Origin of the sequence: Jannaschia maritima (assembly GCF_030973515.1) — a bacterium.
Lineage (GTDB): Bacteria > Pseudomonadota > Alphaproteobacteria > Rhodobacterales > Rhodobacteraceae > Jannaschia > Jannaschia maritima.
This window is the reverse complement of the sequence record NZ_JARGZA010000008.1, coordinates 1-20,263: the sequence shown is the minus strand read 5'-3', so window position 1 is coordinate 20,263 and position 20,263 is coordinate 1. Positions and strand designations below refer to the sequence as shown.

Annotated in this window: 18 protein-coding genes; 8 read left to right on the top strand and 10 right to left on the bottom strand. The window is 70.1% G+C overall.

The features are described 5' to 3' along the window. Positions 1-167 precede the first annotated feature (167 nt). The 9 genes from P0084_RS09225 to P0084_RS09185 all read right to left on the bottom strand — a co-directional run bounded on the left by P0084_RS09225 (position 168) and on the right by P0084_RS09185 (position 11,893). Entirely contained in the window at positions 168-1,121 is a 954-nt protein-coding gene (locus P0084_RS09225) for a hypothetical protein (RefSeq protein WP_308916549.1), read from the bottom strand. Positions 1,122-1,168: 47 nt separating this feature from the next. Then, positions 1,169-2,257: a glycosyltransferase gene (locus P0084_RS09220; protein WP_308916548.1), complete on the bottom strand. Its 1,089-nt coding sequence runs from the start codon at positions 2,255-2,257 to the stop codon at positions 1,169-1,171. Positions 2,258-2,267: 10 nt separating this feature from the next. After that, positions 2,268-3,542 (bottom strand): oligosaccharide flippase family protein, encoded by a 1,275-nt coding sequence (locus P0084_RS09215; RefSeq protein ID WP_308916547.1) that lies wholly within the window; start codon positions 3,540-3,542, stop codon positions 2,268-2,270. 78 nt (positions 3,543-3,620) lie between these two features. Beyond that, positions 3,621-4,856 carry a sugar transferase gene (locus tag P0084_RS09210; RefSeq protein WP_308916546.1) on the bottom strand — a complete coding sequence of 412 codons (1,236 nt, stop codon included), beginning with the start codon at positions 4,854-4,856 and terminating at the stop codon, positions 3,621-3,623. A gap of 238 nt (positions 4,857-5,094) precedes the next feature. Continuing rightward, positions 5,095-6,435: a polysaccharide biosynthesis/export family protein gene (locus P0084_RS09205; protein WP_308916545.1), complete on the bottom strand. Its 1,341-nt coding sequence runs from the start codon at positions 6,433-6,435 to the stop codon at positions 5,095-5,097. Between the two features lie 140 nt (positions 6,436-6,575). Then, entirely contained in the window at positions 6,576-6,914 is a 339-nt protein-coding gene (locus P0084_RS09200) for a hypothetical protein (RefSeq protein ID WP_308916544.1), read from the bottom strand. Between the two features lie 69 nt (positions 6,915-6,983). After that, complete coding sequence (locus tag P0084_RS09195; protein ID WP_308916543.1) at positions 6,984-7,649, bottom strand: YjbF family lipoprotein; 666 nt, start codon at positions 7,647-7,649, stop codon at positions 6,984-6,986. Next, positions 7,646-9,799 carry a YjbH domain-containing protein gene (locus tag P0084_RS09190; protein WP_308916542.1) on the bottom strand — a complete coding sequence of 718 codons (2,154 nt, stop codon included), beginning with the start codon at positions 9,797-9,799 and terminating at the stop codon, positions 7,646-7,648. Before P0084_RS09190 ends, P0084_RS09195 begins: the two co-directional genes overlap by 4 nt. A 105-nt stretch (positions 9,800-9,904) precedes the next feature. Continuing rightward, entirely contained in the window at positions 9,905-11,893 is a 1,989-nt protein-coding gene (locus P0084_RS09185; protein ID WP_308916541.1) for a GumC family protein, read from the bottom strand. Positions 11,894-12,247: 354 nt separating this feature from the next. Between P0084_RS09185 and pseB the strand changes: the two genes are divergently transcribed. The 8 genes from pseB to pseI are packed head-to-tail and all read left to right on the top strand — an operon-like array spanning position 12,248 to position 19,209. Beyond that, on the top strand, positions 12,248-13,246 hold the full coding sequence (gene pseB, locus P0084_RS09180; protein WP_308916540.1) for a UDP-N-acetylglucosamine 4,6-dehydratase (inverting): 999 nt from the start codon (positions 12,248-12,250) through the stop codon (positions 13,244-13,246). After that, the gene (gene pseC / locus P0084_RS09175) at positions 13,247-14,395 is read left to right on the top strand and encodes a UDP-4-amino-4,6-dideoxy-N-acetyl-beta-L-altrosamine transaminase (protein WP_308916539.1); all 1,149 of its coding nucleotides are present in this window, start codon (positions 13,247-13,249) and stop codon (positions 14,393-14,395) included. Further along, entirely contained in the window at positions 14,392-15,072 is a 681-nt protein-coding gene (gene pseF, locus P0084_RS09170) for a pseudaminic acid cytidylyltransferase (RefSeq protein WP_308916538.1), read from the top strand. The genes pseC and pseF overlap by 4 nt, the downstream gene beginning before the upstream one ends. Continuing rightward, complete coding sequence (gene pseG / locus P0084_RS09165) at positions 15,069-16,097, top strand: UDP-2,4-diacetamido-2,4,6-trideoxy-beta-L-altropyranose hydrolase (RefSeq protein ID WP_308916537.1); 1,029 nt, start codon at positions 15,069-15,071, stop codon at positions 16,095-16,097. Before pseF ends, pseG begins: the two co-directional genes overlap by 4 nt. Beyond that, positions 16,094-16,786, top strand: a complete 693-nt coding sequence (locus P0084_RS09160; RefSeq protein WP_308916536.1) for a formyl transferase — start codon at positions 16,094-16,096, stop codon at positions 16,784-16,786. The genes pseG and P0084_RS09160 overlap by 4 nt, the downstream gene beginning before the upstream one ends. Then, positions 16,783-17,481: a formyltransferase family protein gene (locus P0084_RS09155; protein ID WP_308916535.1), complete on the top strand. Its 699-nt coding sequence runs from the start codon at positions 16,783-16,785 to the stop codon at positions 17,479-17,481. The genes P0084_RS09160 and P0084_RS09155 overlap by 4 nt, the downstream gene beginning before the upstream one ends. Then, on the top strand, positions 17,471-18,160 hold the full coding sequence (locus tag P0084_RS09150; protein WP_308916534.1) for a PIG-L deacetylase family protein: 690 nt from the start codon (positions 17,471-17,473) through the stop codon (positions 18,158-18,160). The genes P0084_RS09155 and P0084_RS09150 overlap by 11 nt, the downstream gene beginning before the upstream one ends. Then, complete coding sequence (gene pseI, locus P0084_RS09145) at positions 18,157-19,209, top strand: pseudaminic acid synthase (RefSeq protein ID WP_308916533.1); 1,053 nt, start codon at positions 18,157-18,159, stop codon at positions 19,207-19,209. Before P0084_RS09150 ends, pseI begins: the two co-directional genes overlap by 4 nt. A gap of 172 nt (positions 19,210-19,381) precedes the next feature. Here pseI and P0084_RS09140 read toward each other — a convergent pair. After that, the coding region (locus tag P0084_RS09140; protein WP_308916532.1) for an NAD-dependent epimerase/dehydratase family protein at positions 19,382-20,263 on the bottom strand (882 nt) is incomplete at its 5' end.

Sequence of the window (20,263 nt, the reverse complement as noted above, 5' to 3'; positions counted from 1 at the left end):
TCGTCCGCCTTCGCAATAGTCCGCGCTCCGCCCGCGGGGAGCGGTACAGGTCGTGGCGGGAATGAGCCATACCTCCCGGATCGGACGGGACGCCCGTCCCGCGACCCGGATCGGCATGAAGGACGCCGCCGGGCGCGCGGGATCGGTGACGGCTCGGCCGGACCCCCTCAGAATGGCGCGCCCCATCCGAGCCACGGCTCGCCGATCCGGGACGCGTAGAAGGCCAGCGAGAGGGTAACGATCATCGCGAGGAAGGTCGGCTTGCGCCACCCCGTCAGGTCCAGGCTGGCCACCAGGATCAGCACCATGCCGCTTTCCAGCACCCGCGCGGTGAAGGGAACGGTGAAGTAGGTCGCGATGTAGAAGCCCACGATCGCGATCGGGAACGTGTGGCGCGCGAGGAACGCCCTTCCGGACGACAGGAAGACCGCCATGAGGAGCAGCCAGAAGACGAATCCGAACCCGCTTCCCGAAAGGTCGAAGTCTTCGTAGACCTCCGCCTGGCGCGCGCCGAGGAAGCCGGCGATGACGATGACCACGGTGCCGAGCGCGACGAAGGACAAGGTGGCGATGACGACCTTGCCGCGCGCCGAAAGGCGAGCGATGTCCATGCACCAGATCACGGTCCCGATGAAGCCGATGATGAAGAACGAGGCGTGGACGAACCCCGAAACGGCCATCAGCCCTTTCCCGACGGCCCTGTGCCGAAGGTGATAGCCCGTGATGAACACGGCGATGCCGACGCCCTGACGGAGGTGGATGACGTTGTTCTTCAGGACCATCGGGACGAGAAGGAAGACGGACGCCCAGATCACGTTGCGCCGGCACAGGGCGAAGGTCGTCATGGACAGCGCGAGGGCGGAGCCGAAGATGATGACCCGCAGGGTGCCTTCCGCCGGAAGATACGTTCCGATCAGGATGTTCAGATACAGCCAGGCCGGCTCGTTGAAGAGCATGACCAGCCATCCGAGGGCGCGGGATCTTTCCAGGATGATGTCGCTGCGGCCCGCATACGAGAGATAGTTCTCCCTGTCGATGAAGGCGTCGACGGGAAGGCTCGCGAGCACGCTCGCATAGGCCAGCGAGAACACGACCGCGTAGAGCGTTCGCGTCGGGACCACGATCCGCGGGCCGGCGGCGAACCTTTGCGGATGGGGCGGCGGCGCTCTCATGCTTCGAGACCGAGGGCCCGGGCGTAGGAGAGCGTGATCGACCGGGGATCGAAGATCCTGCTTCGGCCGAGGACGTCGGGCGGGCCGGGATCGTCGAGGGTTTGGCACATGGCGTCGGCCAGCGCCTCCGGGTCGCCGACGGGCACCAGGGCGCCCCAGCGTCCGCCATCCAGGATCTCGTGCGGCCCCGTCGGGCAATCCGTGCTGACGACCGGCGTGCCGCAGGCCATCGCCTCCAGCAGGGCGTTCGGAAAGCCTTCGTGCCGCGACGACATGACGAACAGCGCGGAATGGGTCATCCACGCATAGGGGTTCTTCTGGAACCCGGCGAAGTGCACCCTGTCCGCGATGCCCAGGTCCGACGCCTGCCGTCGCAGGTCCCCTTCCCGCGATCCCCGTCCGAGGATCGCGAGGCGGACCCCGCGCTTCCCCCGCATCGATGCGAAGGCCTTCAGGAGCGTGGGATAGTCCTTCTGCGCCTCGAGCCGGCCCGTCGCGACGACGATCGGTCCGGCCGCGTCGGCGAACCACGGATGTTCGGGGCGCGCCTGCCCCTGTCGCCTTATCCGCTCGACGTCCACGGGGTTGGGGATGTGCGAGACCTTGCCGTCGGGCAGATGGAGGAGCCGTCGGAGGTCGCGCGCGATCCCTTCCGACACGGCGACGACGTGGTCCGCCGAGGGGTAGGTCGTCCGCATCGCAAGACCGATCGGGCTGCGCCCTTCGATCTGCTTCACGTCGTTCCGCTCGCTGACGACGAGGCGCGTGCTCGTCCGGGACGCCGTTCGCGCCAGCGCCGCGACGACGTTGACGTGGCTCATCGCGGACAGCATGGCGTCCGGCTTCTCCCTTCGAAGATACCGGACGAGCGGAAGGAAGGAGCTCAGGACCCGCGTCCTGTCGAAGTCGACGATCTCGATCGTGCGGTCCACGTCCTGCAGGTAGGGGCCTTCCGCCTTGGTCAACAGAACGTCGACGCGGTAGCCCCGGTCGACCATGCCGTTCGCGACGGTGACCATCACCCGTTCCGCGCCGCCACCCCGCAGGCTGGGCAAGAAGATCGCGAGATGCGGTTTCCTGGTCATTCCAACGCCTCTATCCGTTCAGGGTTCGATAGGCGACGATGGCCATCGCGCCTTGCAGGCCCGCCACGGCCACCGCCGTGGCGATCGCCGCGCCTTGTAGGCCGAAAAGGGGGATGAGGGTGAAGTTGAGCGCCACGTTGCCGAGCAAGGTCGCCCATATGCACGCCGCCACGAGGCGTTCGCGGTTGGCCATCGACAGCATCACGCCGACCGGGCCGCAGGCGGCGTTCGCAGCATAGCCGACGCAGAGGATGAGGAGGACGGTGAAGCTGCCCGAATAGGCGTCCCCGAAGACCGTGGCCAGCAGGACCCGTCCCGATGACGCGAAGGCCGCCAGCGCGATCAGGGCCAGCCCGCCCCCGAACGCCGCACCCTGCAGCCACAGCCGTTTCATCGCGGCGAGGTCGCCTTCGCGCCAGGCCCGGGAGAATCGCGGCGCGAGGGCGACCTGTACGATCTGCAGGCCGAAGCTGGTCAGGATCGCCGCCTGTGCGGCGACCCGGTAGAGGCCGACATCCTCGGCGCCCAGGAGGCTGCCGACCATGACGACGTCGAGCTGCGTGTTGACGATCAGCGCGCTGCTGCCGAGCAGGAAGAAGAAGCCGCTGCGCAGACGCGGGCGGATCGCCGGTGCCTTGACCGGGTCCGGCCGCGCGGCCTTCGGTGGTCGGGGCAGGACCCGCGCGAGGGCGGCCCCCGTGATCGCCAGGGTCGCGAGGGCGGCGCAGACATGGATCGCCATCGCGCTCGGGGCCGTCCGCGCATCCGGCCATATCGCGAAGGTCGCGAGGGCCGCGAGCGACAGGAGGAGGTTCCGGACCACGAACTCCGTCGTCTGCCCGGTGAGCATGGCGCCCGTTCCCCGCAGCGTCCCGCTGCCGAGCTTGACGAGCGCGAGGACCGGAAGGAGCGCCAGTCCGATCCCCAGCACGGGTCCATAGGGTGCCAACGGGACCGCGTCCCGCATCGCCACGCGTGCGATCAGCCACGAGCCGATCAGCAGGCCGACGGCGACCGCCCCGTTCACCAGCACCACGACGGCCAGGCGCGAGGCGATCGCTCGGATCATCGCCGGATCCTCGCGCCGCGCGGCAGCCTCGCGAAGCATGACCGTCGGCAGCCCGAACTCCACCAGCACGACCGAAAGGGTCACGATCGCCAGCGCGAACGCATAGAGGCCGAACTCCCCGGGGCCGAGGAACCGCGCGAGGACGACCCCGACCCCGACGGACAGAACGACGGACCCGAGATGGATCACGCCCGTCTGGATGAGATGAACTGGCACGCCTGACCGCTCCTGCTTGGGACCGACGTTAAAGGTTCCGGCGCGGAGCCGTAAGTCGGCCTCGGCGCGCTTCGGGTCCTATCGGGGCTCGTCGGACATCCGATCCGTCCGATCCCCGCGTCCGCCGCCCCCGACCGTCCGGACCATGAGCTTCAGATCGAGGGGAATGCTGCGGAGCGCGACGTAGTCGGCGTCCCGTCGGGCGAGCCTGCATGGCGTGCTCATGTCGATGTCCTCGACTTGCGAAAGGCCGGTGATCCCGGGTCGTATGTCGAGGACGCCGCGTCGGTCGCGTGCATCCACGAGTTCGCGCTGAACGGGGAGGCAGGGTCGCGGACCCACGATCGACATGCTCCGGTTCAAGAGGTTCCAGGCCTGCGGTAGTTCGTCGAGCTTGAGGGGTCGGAGGATGCGACCCACCCGGGTCACGGCCGAACCGGACAATTCATGCGTTCCCGCCTGCTGGACGCCGACCCGCATCGTCCGGAACTTCCAACACGAGAAGTGCTTTCCATCGCGACCCACGCGCTCCTGCACGAACAGGCCGGGGCCTCGCGAGTCGAGCCGAACGGCGGCCCAGATCAGCAGGAGCAACCAGAACAACAGGATGAAGATCGCGGCGGCGACCACGACATCCAGGATCGCCGTAATGGCCGCGTAGACCGTGTTGTCTCGCTGACCATCCGAAAGGATCGCGTCCTCCCCCGGCGGCATCAGCAGATGCTCGGCCAGACGGTCCGCCGAAAGGGTCGGGCGCAGCGCGGATAGGCAAGCGAACGCGACCGGGCGCAGCGCGTTTGGGAGCCGCTCGATCGTCTTCAAGCGCCCGGCATACACGTGCGCGCCATCCGGCCCTCGTCCGTACACGGCCGCGAGATGGAGCGTCACCACCCTGGGATCGACGGTCGCCCTGGCCAAGGCGTCCGCTTCGCGCTTCGACTTCGCATAGGGAGACGCATCTGCCGGGTCGAGCGCGTGCAGGGACGACAGGTGGACGACCAGGCCAATACCAGCGGCGCAGGCCGTATCCAGGACGCGACGGAACAGATCGACATTTGCCGCCCGGAAATCCGCGTCGTCGCCCCCGCGGTCGTTGTTTCGCGTCGCCATATGCACGAGCACGTCGGTGTCGCGGGCTTCGTCCGCCAGGGCGTCGTAGCCGATCGTCCTGCAATTGGGGAAGCGTTTCGGGGCCCGCATCGGATCGCGGCTCACGACGAGGACCTCGACGCCCTTCTCCAGCAGGATCGGCACGACCTGCGACCCGACGAAGCCGGTCGCGCCGGTCATCACGATCCGCTTGGGTGGTGTCATCCGGTCGTCCCCGACGTTTGTGTCAGCGGGGTTCTCCATAGGTCGCGAAAGGAATGGCGTCGATCGGATCGGGTCGCGCGCGTCGGTTCCGGGCGCGGTCCCGCGTGCCGCCGGTGCGTCGCGCGTCCCGGAACCTCCCGCGACGGGATCGGATGGAGGGGTCGCGTTCCGGGCCCGGGCACCGATCGGCGGGTCGACCTGACGCCCTCGGCCCGGCTTCGCGGTGGGGTCGTGTCCCTCAGTTCGTCAGGTTCCCGAGCGTGACGAGTTGCGGGAAGATCTGGGTGATCGACCGGTTCCATCGCGTGATCGGTTGCTCGGCCACGAAGATCACGTCGTTGGGTCGCAGTTCCAGCCTCGTGGCGAGGATCAGGTTCGCGGCGTTGGAAGCGTCCAGTTGATATGCCGTGACGCCGCCGAACGCGTCCGCACCACGCAGGAGGTACAGTTGCCGCGAGTTCCCGGTCTCGAGGTCGAAGCCGTCGTTGTCGTAGAGCGCATCCGCCAGGTTCGCGGTGCGGCCGAAGGGCAGGGGGAAGCGGGCCGGGCGCGTGACCTCCCCGGTCAGGTACACGTAGTCGCGATCGACGGCATCCAGTTCGGCCCGCGTCTGGAAGTTGCTGCGACGCTCGATCAGTTCGCCCCGCCGGAGGTCGACCGCCGTCTGCAGTTCCGACAGGGCCTGGATCCGTTGCCCCTGGCGGAAATCCGCGCGGGTGATCTGTTCCTGGAAGTACGCCAGCGCCCGTTCCGTGTCGTAGGCCACGTCGACATACACGCTGTCCTGGGACGCCAAGCGAAGGCTTTGGAGATCGGGGCGGGCGAGATAGTCCTCCAAGGGTATCTGATAGAGTTGTCCATCGCGGTAGATGCGGATCGAGGTGAACTCCTCGTCGCGGGTCTGCACGCCCCCCGCCGCGGTCAGCGCCTCGGTCAGGGTCAGGGGCCGAAGGGTGATCGGGACCAGGGCGGCCTGGCCCACGGCCCCGCCGACGGACACGTTCTTCGAGTTGAACTCCGCGATCTCGAGCGAGAAGGCGGGCGTGATCCGTGCCTCCACGAGGCTTTCGAAGACGGCCGCCTCCGCCTCGTCGATGGTCAGGCCCGCCAGGCGGACCCGACCGACGTCGGGCACCGCGATCGCGCCGTCGTCCTGGACCGTGTATCCCTGACGCTGGTTCTGGGAGGCGAGCAGGCCCGACAGCTGTTCGACCGTGTCGGCACCGGAGCGGGTCGCCAGGATGATGATGTCGCCCACGCCGATGATGTAGGGCCCCATCGGGGCGGACGGGGGCGGGATCAGACGCAACGCGTCGGGCCGGACCTGCCGGTCGAGGGCGGACGGCGGCACCGCGCCCGCCGGAGCGGCCCTCGCCTGCGTCCCCGCGGTGGCGAAGAAGGCATCGGGCAGGGTCTTGGCCCGGTAATCGGAGCGGTTGGCGACCAGCACCGTTTCGGCCGTCAGCGGCAGGACGCGCACGGGACCGGCCGCGGCCACGTCGCGGACGGAGGGCGAGACGTAAATCACGCCGCACCCCGTAAGGGCGATGCAGAATGCCAGAACCAGGGGGAAACGCATGCAACCTCCGAAATGCTCGATCGACGTCCAACCTCTATCGATCGGGGATCGGAGCGGATCGACGCCCGACACGAAAAGAGCCGACCTGTTGCAGATCGGCTCCTCCGGTCCCTCGCCGGGGCGCGTCGCGCCCGGAGGGATCAGTTCGTGGTCGTGGTGGTCGAAGACGACGAATCGTCGTCCAGCGCGGCGGCCACCCCGGCGACGACGACCACGCCCGCGACGACCGCACCCGCGGTGCCCAGACCGCCCAACGCGACACCACCGGCCGCGGCACCACCACCGGATATGGTCGTGGTCGTGAAGCCCTGGCTCTGCGCATAGGCGACCAGGTCCTGCAGCGGAACGTTGTTGGCGGCCGCCACCTGGGTCAGGTTCGCGCCCGGCACGACCTGCGCCTGCACGTCGGGGGACAGGTTCTGCGCGGCGGCCGGAAGGGCGAGGGCCGCGGCCAGGAGCGCGGGAAGGATGATTTTCATGACATATCTCCGGTTGGGGGCATCGTGGTGAATGCTAGCTGCTTCTTGCCTTGACTCGGCGGTGCCTTGTCAAGGTCCGATGTATTCGAGGCGGATATGGCCCGCTTCTTCGCCGATCCACTGACGGGACCGCACGTATCGGCCGGTCCGGTCGCGCCAATAGTCGTTCCGGAAGCGGACGCGACCGTTCGCGCAACGCTCCGTCAGGTGGAGGGCGGGGATCGCCCTGCCCAGGATCGTCACGGTTCCGGGCCCTTCCGTCCGTATCCGGCATGCGTAGGCGGCGACGACCTCGCGGTCGAGACCGTCGAGATGGCGGTGCACCCGCGTGGCCGGTCCCGCACCGGCATCCAGCGCGGACGCGATCTCGGACAGGTCGGCCCGCATCAGGTCGGGGGCCAACCCGCGCGTGGCGACCACCAGCCCATCGTGTCGGACCGAGACGGTGGTCGCATCCGCGGCGATCCAGGTCGTCGTGCCCGCCACCGTGGGGCCGGGCAGGAGGACGGCGGCCACGTCGCGCCGTTCCAGGACGGCGACGAGCTGCTCCGAGCCGAACGGCGCGAGGCCCGGACGCGACAGAGTCGCCAGGATGGCGGCGGCGGGGGGCGGGCCGTCCGCGCGTTCGAGGAGGGCGCCGACCGAAGGGACCGCATCGACGATCCGGTCGCAGCCGGACGCGAGCGCCAGGACGAGGGCAAGACCCGCCGGTCCGAGGATACGCCGCACGCTCATCGCCAGAACTTGCCCCACCGGCGGTCCAGGTCGACCCGGTCGTACCCTTCCACCAGGCCTTCCAGACGGTCGCGGACGAACAAGCGCGCCCCTCCGTCGCGCTGGATCGGTTGGATGCGGATCCCCCGCCTGCTGCGTTCGGGCTGGCCGCCGAACCACGAGATCGGAATCTCGATCAGGATGCCCTTGTCGAACGAACCCTCGCCGAACTCCTCCGAGGAGACGTCGGTCTTGGTGGCGTAGGCCCCGACCGACCACCCGTTGGCGAAGGTCCGGTCGACGCGCAGCGTCGCGCCCACGTCCCCCGCCAGGTAGCGCCCGACGTCGAGCTGTCCCTTGAACCCGTTGGCGAAGCGATAGTAGGCGCTGGCATGTCCGGTGACGACGTCGTAGTCGCGGAACCCCAGGTCCTGATCGAAGTCGCGTTGCTTCACATAGGCCACCTCGACGCCGAGGGCGAGGCGACTGTTCGCGGGCTTCCAGAGCAGTTCCCCGACCAGGCCCCCGTACATCGGCTCGAGGTAGCCGGCCGTCGCCTTTGCGTAGACGTCGTCGGCCGGTCGGCTCAGATGCGTGAGGGTCGCATGCGGCATCGTGACGTCGGCATCGTTGTACCTGGGCCCCAGCGTGCGCACGCGGGGCAGTCCGCCCGAGCCCGACCCGCGAACCAGATCGTCGCGGTTGCCCAGGGCGCGGCCCTGGATGCGTCCTTCGGCCAGGAGGCCCGGCACGACGTGGTACGCGACGTCTAGGGCCAGGCCGAAATCCAGACGCAGCGGGTTCGTCGGATCGAAGGTGCTGGCGGTCAGATAGGGCCCCACGTCCCATTCGAAGCGCGGGTACAGCCCGTCCGCGAAGGTCCCGGGATCCTCGTCCGGCGCGGCGGCGTCGATCCGGGTTCGGGCCAGCATGCGGAACGAACCGTCCGGATCGTTCTCGAGCGCTTCCAGATCCCCGCGGCGCAGGGTGATCGTCGCAGCCGGCAGTCCGTCGACCACCGGCACGATGCGGAACGTCTCGACCCCGGCGGGCAACGTCCGCGCCATCGCGCGCGCCGCCCGGCCGATGGCCTGCGCCTCGTTCCCGTAGGTCGGGTTGCGGAGGCGCAGCGTGGCCTGGTTCGGCCCGACGGACAGGGCTTCGAGCTTCAGGTCGACGGTCTCCAGTTCCTCGGCGACACGGTCGCGCAGCACCCGCTCGGCGGTGGCCCGCGCGGTCCAGAACGCTTGGGACCGGGCGCTCGGGCGCGGCGTCAGGGGCGGGGGCCCGACCTCCGCGCCGCCGGCGATATCGGGGCGGGCCGGGTTCAGGGCATAGGTGAAGCGGAGCCCCGCGGTGTCCCCATGCATGACGTAGCCGCCGACGGACATCCGGCGCGTCGCCTGGTAGTCGAACCCGAAGCTGATCGGGCTGCGTCGTTCGAACAGACCGTCCGCCTGCGCCCGGGCATAGGCGTCCGACGAGTATTCGGCCAACAGGGTTAACCGCTCAGACGCCTGCCATGACGCTCCCCCGAAGATCGCGGCATTGCCGCGGAACAACCTGTTGAAATTGGCATTGCCCCCCCGATCGCCGGCGGAGCGGCCGGGTCGGTCGGCTAAGCTGTCACCGAAGACGCGAAGTGGATTGTCGAACGAGCCAACGCCCGCCAACCGGCCCCAGCCGATGCCGACGCTGGCATCGAAGCGCGGAGTGATCGCTTTCGTGGCAACGACATATTCGCCTGTTTGCAATCCGGTCCCGATGAAGTCCTGCAACCCGACAGCCACGGCAGGCGTCCAGGAGCCCCATCGTCCTTCGTCGAGCAGTCGGAAGCGCAGATCGAAGGACCGATCGTAGTTGCCCGACGTTCGGTCCGAGAATCTCTCCAGATGACTGTAGCGGAACGACCCCGTCAGACGTGGCAGGATTTGAAAGGTAAGGGTGCTGCGGGTCAGCCCACCGAAATGGCTGACCGTCAACGCAAGTTCGCCGTCGGGCGCGCCGCGCGCCGTTGGCATGTCGATCAGGCCGGGCGCACCGTAGAGGTTCCAGGTCAGGCGGGGCCGGTCGGGCGACGTGTCGAAGACGCGCGTCGTCTGGGCCGTGGCACATGTGGCCATCAGCGCAAGCCCCGCCATCGCCCGCAGCAAAGCCGATCCCGCCCCCATGCACCGTACTCCACCGTTCCCCCGCACCCGGTCGGGGATACGGATCGTTCCTCCCGAGGGTACCACGGTCATCGAGGCGGCGGCGACCTGTGGCCGCCGCGTCCCTCAATCGCCATAATAGCCCTGCCCGTACCGGCCATAATCGCCATAGCCATAGCGGGCCAGCCCCTTCAGATCGACCTGGGTCAGCACCAGTCCCGAAGGCCGCACGCCCACGGTTTCCAGCAGACGCAGCCCTTCGCGCACCGCCGTACGGGGCGTATCGTTCCATTTCACCGCATACAGGACCGTATCGGCCTTGGGCGCCAGCACGCGCGCATCGGGCACCGCCAGGACAGGCGGGGCATCGAGCACGACCACGTCGTAGTCGCGGCGGACGCGGTCGAGGAAGCGGTCGAACGCGTCCGACGAGAACACGTCCACCGGGTTCGTCTTGCCCCGGTCGCCTACGAGGACGTCCACGCCGGGCATGTTGTCGTCGCGCTGCACGATGTCGGCCAGTTCGGCCTCGCCGGACAGCACCGCCAGCAGGCCGAACTCGTCGGAGAACCCCATCGCGCGCGACATCGTACGCCGCCGGATGTCGCATTCGACCAGCAGCACCCGGATGTCGGTGTCGGCGAAGCTCTGGGCGAGCGCGGTCGACTGGGTCGTCTTTCCCTCGCCGGGCACCGACGACGTCGACAGGATGACGCGGGAGGTCGCGTCGAAGCCGGATCGCAGGATGGACACCCGGAGGTTGCGGATCGCCTCGGCCAATCGCGACGTCGGGTTGTCGTGCAGGTAGCGGGCGATGCTGTCGCGCTTGCGGATCTCGGGGGTCCGCGGGAGTTGCCCCATGACCACGAGCCCCGACATCTTCTCCAACTCGTCGCCGCTGCGCACTCCGGTCTGGCGCAGTTCGTTGGCGAGGACGCCACCCGCGCCCGCGAGCAGACCCAGGATCAGGGAAAGGGCCACGATGAGGGGTTTTCGGGGGGCGACCGGATCGAACGGCACGACCGCACGAGACAGCACGCGGGCGTCGGCCTGCTGGATCCCCTGCTGCACGGCGGTTTCCCGCAGGCGGGTCTGGAAATACTCGAACAGGACGCGGAACTGCTCCACCTGGCTTTCCAGCTCCTGGCGCTCCGCCAGGGCGACGGACTGCGCGCCGATGCGTTCCTCCAGGTCGTCCAGCGTCCGCCGAAGGGCGACCGCCTGCGCCTCCAGACGGGTGCGTGCGGTGCCTTCGGTCGCGTCCAGCTGCTCGCGGACCCCGGACAGCCGGTCGCGCAGGTCGTTGATCTGCCGGTTCAGCACCGCGAGGCCTTCGTAGGTCACGATCTCGGAGTTGGTGCTGAAGTCCTGAAGCGCCGCCTGGGCATCCTCAAAATCGCCGCGCAACTCGACCATCCGCTCGCCCAGCCATTCCGTGGCGCGGGCCGTCGCCTCCAGCTTCGCCTCGACCTGGTCGTCGATGTAGGCCTGGGCCACGGCGTTGGCGAGCGCGGCCGCCTTGCGCGGGTCCTCCGAGGTGGCGGTGATGTGGAAGACCATGCTTTGCCGGATGTTGCTGATCGACAGCACGTCGAGCACCGCGTCCACGGTACGGTCGAGCTGGCGTTCGGGCGTCGGCGGCGGCTCCGGCCCGGCCGCCTCGTAGAAGGGCAGGCGGTCCAGGAGGCCGGGTTCATGGGGACGGACCGCGGCGTTGAACTCCGGGTCGTCCAGCAGGTCCAGGTGGTCGACGACCATCTCGATCAACTGACGCGAGCGGATCACCTCGATCTCGGTGTTGACGGAGGCCTGGTCCCCGCCGAGGCTGGACAGCACGCTCTCGAAGTCGACGATCGACTGTTCCTGTCCGGTCAGCGAGACCACGGCCGTGGCGCTGTATGTCGGCACCGCGACGCGGAAGGCGTAGAACCCCCCGATCGATACGGCCAGGATGCCGGCGAGGACGATCCACAGCTTGCCGCGCCAAAGCGTGCCGAGGAGCGCGACGAGGTCGATCTCCTCACCGGCGCCCGAGGGGCCGGGGACCGGCTGGATCCCTTCCACGGTGGACATGGGGCCGCCGCGTCGGTCCGCGCGATTGGATACGGTGTTCATCGCCCCGCCCCCACGTTAGGCCGGGGCCGTCGCGCCCCCGTTCCGTTCCGGCCGTCCTCGCACGGATGGGCCCCGGCCACAACAAACCCTTATGGCGGGTGGCCAAGGGCGGACCCCGTCGGGGCGGCGATCACTCTCCTGTGGGGGTTCGCCCGACCATGGGTGGAACGGGGAACGCCCGGCGTGCGGACGGGGCCGGACCGGCAGGGGACGGGCGTTCGTCCGGTCCGCCGGTGTCCGGCGCCCGCGCGGCGCCGGGCCGATTTCCCGACCGGGGTCTGGCGCAGGTCCACCCTATGTTATTAGAGGACCACCGCGAGTGGAGGGGTTCGGCGATGGGATGGAAGCGCGACGATGCTTAGAGACAGTACCATCCTGGTGACGGGCGGCACGGGGTCGTTCGGCCACGCCTTCCTGCCCATGACCCTGGAACGCTTCGGTCCCCGCAAGATCATCGTCCTGTCGCGCGATGAGATGAAGCAGTGGGAGATGGCGAAACGGTTCGGCGACGATCCGCGCGTGCGGTTCTTCATCGGCGACGTGCGCGACCGCGAACGGCTGTACCGCGCGCTCGACGGCGTCGACTTCGTGGTCCACGCGGCCGCCACGAAGATCGTGCCGACGGCCGAATACAACCCCTTCGAATGCGTGAAGACCAACGTGATGGGCGCGATGAACCTGATCGACGCCTGCATCGACAAGAAGGTCAAGCGGGTCGTCGCCCTGTCCACCGACAAGGCGTCGAGCCCCGTGAACCTCTATGGCGCGACGAAGTTGGCCTCCGACAAGCTGTTCGTCTCGGGCAACGCCTATTCGGGCGAGCACGGGACCACGTTCAGCGTCGTGCGCTATGGCAACGTGATGGGCTCGCGCGGATCGGTCGTCCCGTTCTTCCTGTCCGTGAAGGATACTGGCACGCTGCCGATCACGGATCCGCGCATGACGCGGTTCATGATCACCCTGGAGCAGGGGGTCGAGCTTGTCTGGCACGCCCTGGCCGACATGGAAGGGGGCGAGATCTACGTGAAAAAGATCCCGTCCATGACCGTGCCCGACATCGCGCGCGCCGTGGCGCCCGAGGCCGCGCAGCGCGTCGTGGGCATCCGCCCCGGCGAGAAGCTGCACGAGCAGATGATCGGCCCCGAGGACGCGGCGCATACGTTCGAGTATCTTGAGCACTTCAAAATCCTGCCCGCGATCAACGACTGGTCCGCCAGCCCCGCGCGCATAAAGGACGGCACGCCCGTTCCGGAAGGCTTCCGCTATGCATCCGACACCAACGACGACTGGATGGATCCGGCGGCGCTGGCCACTTGGATCGAGGCGAACCGCAGCAAGATCGGGGTTCTGTGAATGATCCCCTATGGCCGTCAGGACATCACGGAGGCCGACCTGGACGCCGTGGCGGCGGTGCTGCGGTCCGACTTCCTGACCCAGGGGCCCCGGGTCCCCGCCTTCGAGGACGCGGTCGCGGGCCATGTCGGCGCGGCGCACGGGGTGGCGATGAACTCGGCCACCTCGGCGCTGCATGTCGCCTGCCTGGCGCTGGGGCTGGGGCCGGGCGACCGGCTGTGGACGCAGCCCATCAGCTTCGTGGCCTCGGCCAATTGCGCCCTCTATTGCGGGGCGTCGGTCGATTTCGTCGACATCGAACCGGACACGTTCGCCATGTCCGTGGATGCCCTGGCCGCCAAGCTGGAACGGGCGGAGGCGGCGGGCACGCTGCCCAAGGTCGTGGTGCCCGTGGCGATGGGCGGGCTGCCCCCCGACCTGGCCGGCATCCGGCGGCTGGCGGACCGCTACGGGTTCAAGGTCGTCCACGACGCCAGCCATGCCATCGGCGCGCGGTGGGACGGCGCCTTCGTGGGCGCGCCGGGGCAGGCGGACATCACGGTGTTCAGCTTCCACCCCGTGAAGATCGTCACCACCGCCGAAGGGGGCATGGCCGTCACCCAGGACGCGGCCCTGGCCCGGCGCATGGCGATGCTGCGCAGCCATGGCATCACCCGCGACCCCGCGGCGATGACCGAAGCTTCCCACGGGCCGTGGTACTACCAGCAGGTCGCCCTGGGCCTGAACTACCGCATGACGGAGATGCAGGCCGCGTTGGGCGTGTCGCAGATGATGCGGCTGGACGATTACGTCGCCGCCCGCATGGCGCGGGCCGACGCCTACGACGCGGCTTTGGCGGGTCTGCCGCTGGCCTTGCCGGGGCGGCGGGCGGGGGCGTCGTCGTCCTGGCATCTCTACGTCGTGCGGCTGGACGACCCGTCCCGCCACCGCGCCGTGTTCGAGGGCCTGCAGGCGGACGGGATCGGCGTGAACCTGCACTACATCCCCATCCACACGCAGCCCTACTATGCCGCGATGGGCTTCGCGCCGGACGCGTTCCCCGCTTCGATGGACTACTACGCGCGCGCGATCTCCATCCCGCTCTTCGCGCAGATGACGGACGATCAGCAGGAGGCCGTGACCCGCGCGCTGCGGCGGCAACTGGCGTGACGCTCTGCGTGATCCCCGCGCGGGGCGGATCCAAGCGGGTGCCGCGCAAGAACGTGCGGCCCTTCGCCGGTCGTCCGATGATCGAGTGGTCCATCGCCGCGGCCCTGGAGAGCGGCGTCTTCGACCGGGTTGCCGTCTCCACCGACGACCCCGAGATCGCGGAGGTGGCCCGCGCGGCGGGGGCCCATGTGCCCTTCGCGCGGCCCGCCGCCCTGGCCGACGACCACACCCCCACCATTCCCGTCATCCGCCACGCCATCGAGGCTCTGGACGCGGGGGCGGGACCGGTCTGCTGCCTCTATGCCACCGCCCCCTTCGTGCGGGCGGCGGATCTGGCGGCGGGGCTGGCCCTGTTGCGGCGATCGGGGGCGCGCTTCGTGCTGCCCGTCGCGACGTTTCCGTTTCCCGTGCAACGGGCCGTGACCCTGCGCCGCGACGGACGGATGGAGATGCTGCACCCCGAACATGCCCTGACCCGCAGCCAGGACCTGCCGGAGACGTGGCACGACGCGGGGCAGTTCTATTGGGGGACGCGTGACGCCTGGTTCGGGGAGGCGCCCCTGATCGGACCGGATTCCGCCGCCCTGCCGCTGCCGCGCCACCGGGTCCAGGACATCGACACGCCCGAGGATTGGGACCGCGCCGAGGCCCTGTTCCGCGCGGGGGCCGCGGCGTGACCCGCGTGCTGATCCGCGCCGACGCCGCGATCGACATCGGCGCGGGGCACGTAGCGCGTTGTTTGGCGTTGGCGGGGGCGTTGCGGGATCGGGGCGCGCGGGTGTCCTTCGCCTGCGCGGACCGGCCGGGCCACATGATGGACGCCGTGCGCGCCGGGGGCTTCGCCTGCAACGCATTGCCGGTGATGCCCGAGGATGCGGATGCCGCCGCGACCGCCCGGCTGGCGCGGGACGCGGACCGCGTGATCGTGGACCATTACGACCTGGGCGCGGCGTGGGAGGCCGCGATGTCCGTTCCCGTCATGACGATCGACGACGTGGGCCGGGACCATCGCTGCGACATCCTGCTGGATCAGAACCTGGGCGCGGCGGCGGCGGATTACGCGGACCGCGTCCCGGCGGACGCGCTGCTGCTGATCGGGCCGGACCACGCGCTGCTGCGCCCGGACTTCGAGCGGGCCCGGGACGCCGCCCTGACCGCGCGCCGGGACCGTGCCGCGCGGCGGCTGCTGGTGACGATGGGCGGAACGGATCCGGGGGACACGACCGGCTGGGCGCTGGACGCGCTGGCGGGCCACCCGCCCGCCGCCGCGCTGGACCTGACCGTGGTGCTGGGGCCCGCCGCGCCCCACCTGGACGCGGTGCGCATACGCGTCGAGGCCTGGCCCGGACCGGCCCGCCTGCTGGTCGGCACCGACCGCATGGCCGCGCTGATGGCGGAGGCCGACCTGGCGGTGGGGGCGGCCGGCTCGACCTCGTGGGAACGCTGCTGCCTGGGCCTGCCCGCCGCGACCTTGGCCTGGGCCGACAACCAGCGGGGCATCGCGCGCGCCCTGGACCGGGCCGGGGCCGCCCGCGCGGTGGCGCAGGACGACGCCGCGCTGCGCGGAGCGGTGGATACGCTCCTGGACGACGACGCGCGCGCCGCGATGACGGCGGCGGCGGCGGCACTCTGCGACGGGCAGGGCGCGGGGCGGGTGGCCGACGTCATCCTGGCCCGGACGGCGCGGGGGGCGGCGGCATGACGCGCTATCTGTATGCCACGGACAGGCCCTGGGCGTTGGAGGCCTTCTCCGCCCGACGGGCCGAGCTGCCGGGCACCTGGACGCTCGTCACGGTCAAGGCCGACCTGGCCGCCGCGGTGGAGGCCGTACGCCCCCGCTATGCGTTCTTTCCGCATTGGTCGCATATCGTACCCGAAGCGGTGCTGGCGGCCACGGAATGCGTGTGCTTCCACATGACCGACGTGCCCTATGGCCGCGGCGGCAGCCCGCTGCAGAACCTGATCGCGCGCGGCCACCGCGAGACCGTGCTGACCGCGCTGCGCATGACGGCCGTTCTGGATGCGGGGCCGGTCTATCTGAAGGCGCCGCTGTCGCTGGACGGACCCGCCCACGCGATCTTCGCGCGCATGGCGGACCGGGCGATCGACCTGATGGCCCGCATCGCGCGCGACGAACCGCGGCCCGAACCCCAGCCCGACGCCACCGGTCAGGAGGCCTTCGCCCGCCGCACCCCGGCTCAGAGCGTCCTGCCGGGGACCGCCACGCCCGAGGGGATCCACGACCACATCCGCATGCTGGACGCGCCCGGCTATCCGCACGCCTATCTGGATCATGGGGAACTGCGGATCACGCTGCGGGACGCCGCCCTGACGCCGGACGGCACGGTGACGGCCCGGGCCACCATCCGCCGGCGGGACGACGGCGCATGACCGGAACGGCGCCGGATTGGTGGCGTCGGCCGCGGCGGATCTGCGCGCTCGTGGACAACGACAGCTGGATCCTGCCGCATGCGGAACGGTTGGTGGCGGCGGTCCGGGCCGATGGCGACGAATGCGTGCTGGCGCGCCGGGCGGACGACGTGCCCCGGGGCGAGGTCGCATTCCTCTTAGGCTGCGTTCACATCGTCCCCCCCGACGTGCTGGCCCGCAACCGCCTGACCCTGGTGGTCCACGAAAGCGCGCTGCCCCGGGGCCGCGGCTTCGCGCCGATGACCTGGGCGGTGCTGGACGGGGCGGATCGCATCCCCGTCTCGCTGATCGAGGCGGCCGAGGCGGCCGACGAAGGCGACGTCTTCGCCACGACCGAGATCGTCCTGGACGGGACCGAGCTGTGCGACGCCCTGCGGGCCGCGCAGGGGGCGGCCACGGTGGAGATATGCCTGGACGTCCTGCGCCGTCCCGCCCCCCCCGTGGGACGTCCACAGACCGGCACACCCAGCTGGCATCCCCGCCGCCGTCCGGCCGACAGCCGCCTGGACCCCCACGCGACCCTGGCGGCGCAGTTCGACCTGCTGCGCGTGGTGGACAACGAACGCTATCCGGCCTTCTTCGAGCATCGCGGCCGTCGCTACCGCCTGGCGATCCACGACGACGGCCCCGCCCAGAAGGCCGACCATGCCCCGTGACGTCCTGGTGGTCGCCGCCCATTCCGACGACGAGGCCCTGGGCTGCGGCGGCACGATCGCGCGGCATGCGGGGGCGGGCGACCGGGTCCGGCTGCTGTTCCTGACCGACGGGGTGGGCGCGCGGGGCGACGGGGGCGCGGCCCCGCGTCGGGACGCGGCGCGCGCGGCGGCGGCGGTGCTGGGCGCGGCGGACGTGGTGCAGCTGGACTTCCCCGACAACCGGATCGACGCGGTGCCGTTGCTGGACGTTGTGCAGGCGATCGAGGGGGCGGCGGGCGCGCCGGACCTGATCTACACCCATCACGGCGGCGACCTGAACGTGGACCACCGGATCTGCCACCGGGCGGTGCTGACCGCGTTCCGCCCGATGTCCGGCAGCCCGGTCCGCGCGATCCTGGGCTTCGAGGTCGCGTCCTCGACCGAATGGGCCTTCGGCACCCCCGACCCGTTTCAGCCGCAGCACTTCGTCGACATCGCGGCGACCCTGGACGCCAAGATGCGCGCGCTGGATTGTTATGCGGCAGAGATGAGGGACTTCCCCCACCCCCGTTCGGCCCGCGCCCTGCGCGCCCTGGCCGAATGGCGCGGCGCCTCCGTGGGCCTGGCGGCGGCGGAGGCGTTCACCGTCATCCGCCAGATCGACGCAGGCCCCGGACCGAACCCGAAGGACGACACATGACGAACCCAACCGTGACGATCGCCGGCCGCGCCATCGGCCCGGACCACCCGCCCTACGTGATCTGCGAGCTGTCGGGGAACCACAACGGGTCGCTGGACCGGATGCTGGCGCTGGTGGACGCCGCCGCCGACACGGGCTGCGACGCGATCAAGGTGCAGACCTACACGCCCGACACGATGACCATCGACAGCGATCGGGACGACTTCAGGATCGAGGGGGGGCCGTGGGGCGGACGCACGCTCTACGATCTCTACCGCGAAGCGCACACGCCCTTCGAATGGCACGAGGCGATCTTCGCGCGCGCCCGCGCCCGCGGCGTCACGATCTTCTCGACCCCCTTCGACGAGAGCGCGGCGGACCTGCTGGACGGGCTGGGTGCGCCCGCCTTCAAGATCGCGTCCTTCGAAGCCAACGACCTGGCCCTGATCGCCCATGTCGCGCGCAAGGGGAAGCCGATGATCGTCTCGACCGGCCTGGCGGATCTGGGCGAGATCGAGCGCGCGGTCGCCACGGCGCGCGGGAACGGCTGCGACGAGCTGATCCTCCTGCACTGCATCAGCAGCTATCCCGCGCCGACGGATCAGTCGAACCTGCGGACCCTGCCGCATCTGGCGCAGGCGTTCGGCGTCGTGGGCGGCCTGTCGGACCACACCCACGGCACCGCCACGTCGGTCGCGGCCGTGGCCCTGGGCGCGGCCGTGATCGAGAAGCACTTCACCCTGGCGCGCGCCGATGGGGGCCCAGACGCCGCCTTCAGCCTGGAGCCGGACGAGTTCTCGCGCCTGTGCCGGGATTGCCGCGACGGCTGGGCCGCCCTGGGCGAAGTGTCTTACCGCACGAAGCCCGCCGAGGAAGCGAACCGCGTGTTCCGCCGTTCGCTCTATGCCGTGGCCGACATCGCGGCGGGCGAGCCGTTGACCCGCGCCAACGTCCGCTCGATCCGGCCCGGCTATGGGATGGCGCCGCCCCTGTTGCCGGAGATCCTCGGTCGCCCCGCCCGCGTGGCCATCGCGCGGGGCACCGCCCTGACCCACGATCTGGTCGGATGACCCGTCGGACCCGTCGCCCGACGGGTCGTCGTTCCGGCCCGCCCCGCACGGGCTTCGCACGATGCAGGGCGGCGCCATCGACGCCGTCGGGAGCGGAGGTCTCCGCGCGGGGGACGTTCGTGCCGATCCGATGCGTGCCGGGGAGGCGTGGCGATGATGACGGTCGGGGCCTTCAAGCCCCGCGCCAGTCCTCGTACCATTCGACGAAGCGCCGGACCCCGTCGCGGTAGTCCGTCGCGGGACGGTAGCCCGTCAGCGCCTGGAGGAGCGATGCATCGGCCCAGGTCGCGGGAACGTCGCCGAGCTGCATGTCCATGTAGTTGCGCACGGCCTTGCGGCCCATCGCGTCCTCCAGCGCCTCGACGTAATCGAGCAGGCGGACCTTCGCGGAATTGCCGATGTTCACGACGCGCCAGGGGGCGGCGGGGGATAGGCTGTCGCCGGGCACGGGGTCGCCGTCCCGCGCGTCCGGGGCGGGCGGCACCGCGTCGATCAGGCCCGCGATGCCGCGGACTAGGTCCTCCACGTAGGTAAAGTCGCGGTACATCTCGCCATGGTTGTAGATGTCGATGGGACGCCCTTCGCGGATGCCGTCGGCGAACTTGAACAGCGCCATGTCGGGCCGTCCCCAGGGCCCATAGACCGTGAAGAAGCGGAACATCGTCACGGGCAGGCCGTAGATATGAGCATAGGAATGGCCCATCGCCTCGTTGGCCTTCTTGGTCGCGGCATAGAAGGTCAGCGGCGTCTCGGTCTTCTGGACCTCCGCGAAGGGCATCTCGGTGTTGGCGCCATAGACCGACGACGTGGACGCCATGAGAAGGTGGTCCACGCCGGCCCCGTCGCGGGCGGCGCGGGCGCCTTCCATGACGTTGAAGGTGCCGATCAGGTTCGCGTCCACGTAGGCGCGCGGGTTCTCCAGCGAGTAGCGCACGCCCGCCTGCGCCGCGAGGTGCACGATCACGTCCGGACGGGCGGCGGCCGCGGCGGCCGCGAACGCCCCGTCCGCCTCCAGCATGGCTTCCGTGGCGGAGAACCCCTCGCTTTGCATCAG

What these genes read in the sequence shown, in the direction of transcription:
- P0084_RS09150 (WP_308916534.1), top strand. Translation starts at nt 17,471, where the DNA reads ATGCCCCGTGACGTCCTGGTGGTCGCCGCCCATTCCGACGACGAGGCC.
- pseI (WP_308916533.1), top strand. Translation starts at nt 18,157, where the DNA reads ATGACGAACCCAACCGTGACGATCGCCGGCCGCGCCATCGGCCCGGAC.
- P0084_RS09185 (WP_308916541.1), bottom strand. Translation starts at nt 11,893, where the DNA reads ATGAACACCGTATCCAATCGCGCGGACCGACGCGGCGGCCCCATGTCC.
- P0084_RS09190 (WP_308916542.1), bottom strand. Translation starts at nt 9,799, where the DNA reads ATGGGGGCGGGATCGGCTTTGCTGCGGGCGATGGCGGGGCTTGCGCTG.
- P0084_RS09155 (WP_308916535.1), top strand. Translation starts at nt 16,783, where the DNA reads ATGACCGGAACGGCGCCGGATTGGTGGCGTCGGCCGCGGCGGATCTGC.
- P0084_RS09220 (WP_308916548.1), bottom strand. Translation starts at nt 2,257, where the DNA reads ATGACCAGGAAACCGCATCTCGCGATCTTCTTGCCCAGCCTGCGGGGT.
- pseB (WP_308916540.1), top strand. Translation starts at nt 12,248, where the DNA reads ATGCTTAGAGACAGTACCATCCTGGTGACGGGCGGCACGGGGTCGTTC.
- pseC (WP_308916539.1), top strand. Translation starts at nt 13,247, where the DNA reads ATGATCCCCTATGGCCGTCAGGACATCACGGAGGCCGACCTGGACGCC.
- P0084_RS09160 (WP_308916536.1), top strand. Translation starts at nt 16,094, where the DNA reads ATGACGCGCTATCTGTATGCCACGGACAGGCCCTGGGCGTTGGAGGCC.
- P0084_RS09205 (WP_308916545.1), bottom strand. Translation starts at nt 6,435, where the DNA reads ATGCGTTTCCCCCTGGTTCTGGCATTCTGCATCGCCCTTACGGGGTGC.
- P0084_RS09210 (WP_308916546.1), bottom strand. Translation starts at nt 4,856, where the DNA reads ATGACACCACCCAAGCGGATCGTGATGACCGGCGCGACCGGCTTCGTC.
- P0084_RS09195 (WP_308916543.1), bottom strand. Translation starts at nt 7,649, where the DNA reads ATGAGCGTGCGGCGTATCCTCGGACCGGCGGGTCTTGCCCTCGTCCTG.
- P0084_RS09200 (WP_308916544.1), bottom strand. Translation starts at nt 6,914, where the DNA reads ATGAAAATCATCCTTCCCGCGCTCCTGGCCGCGGCCCTCGCCCTTCCG.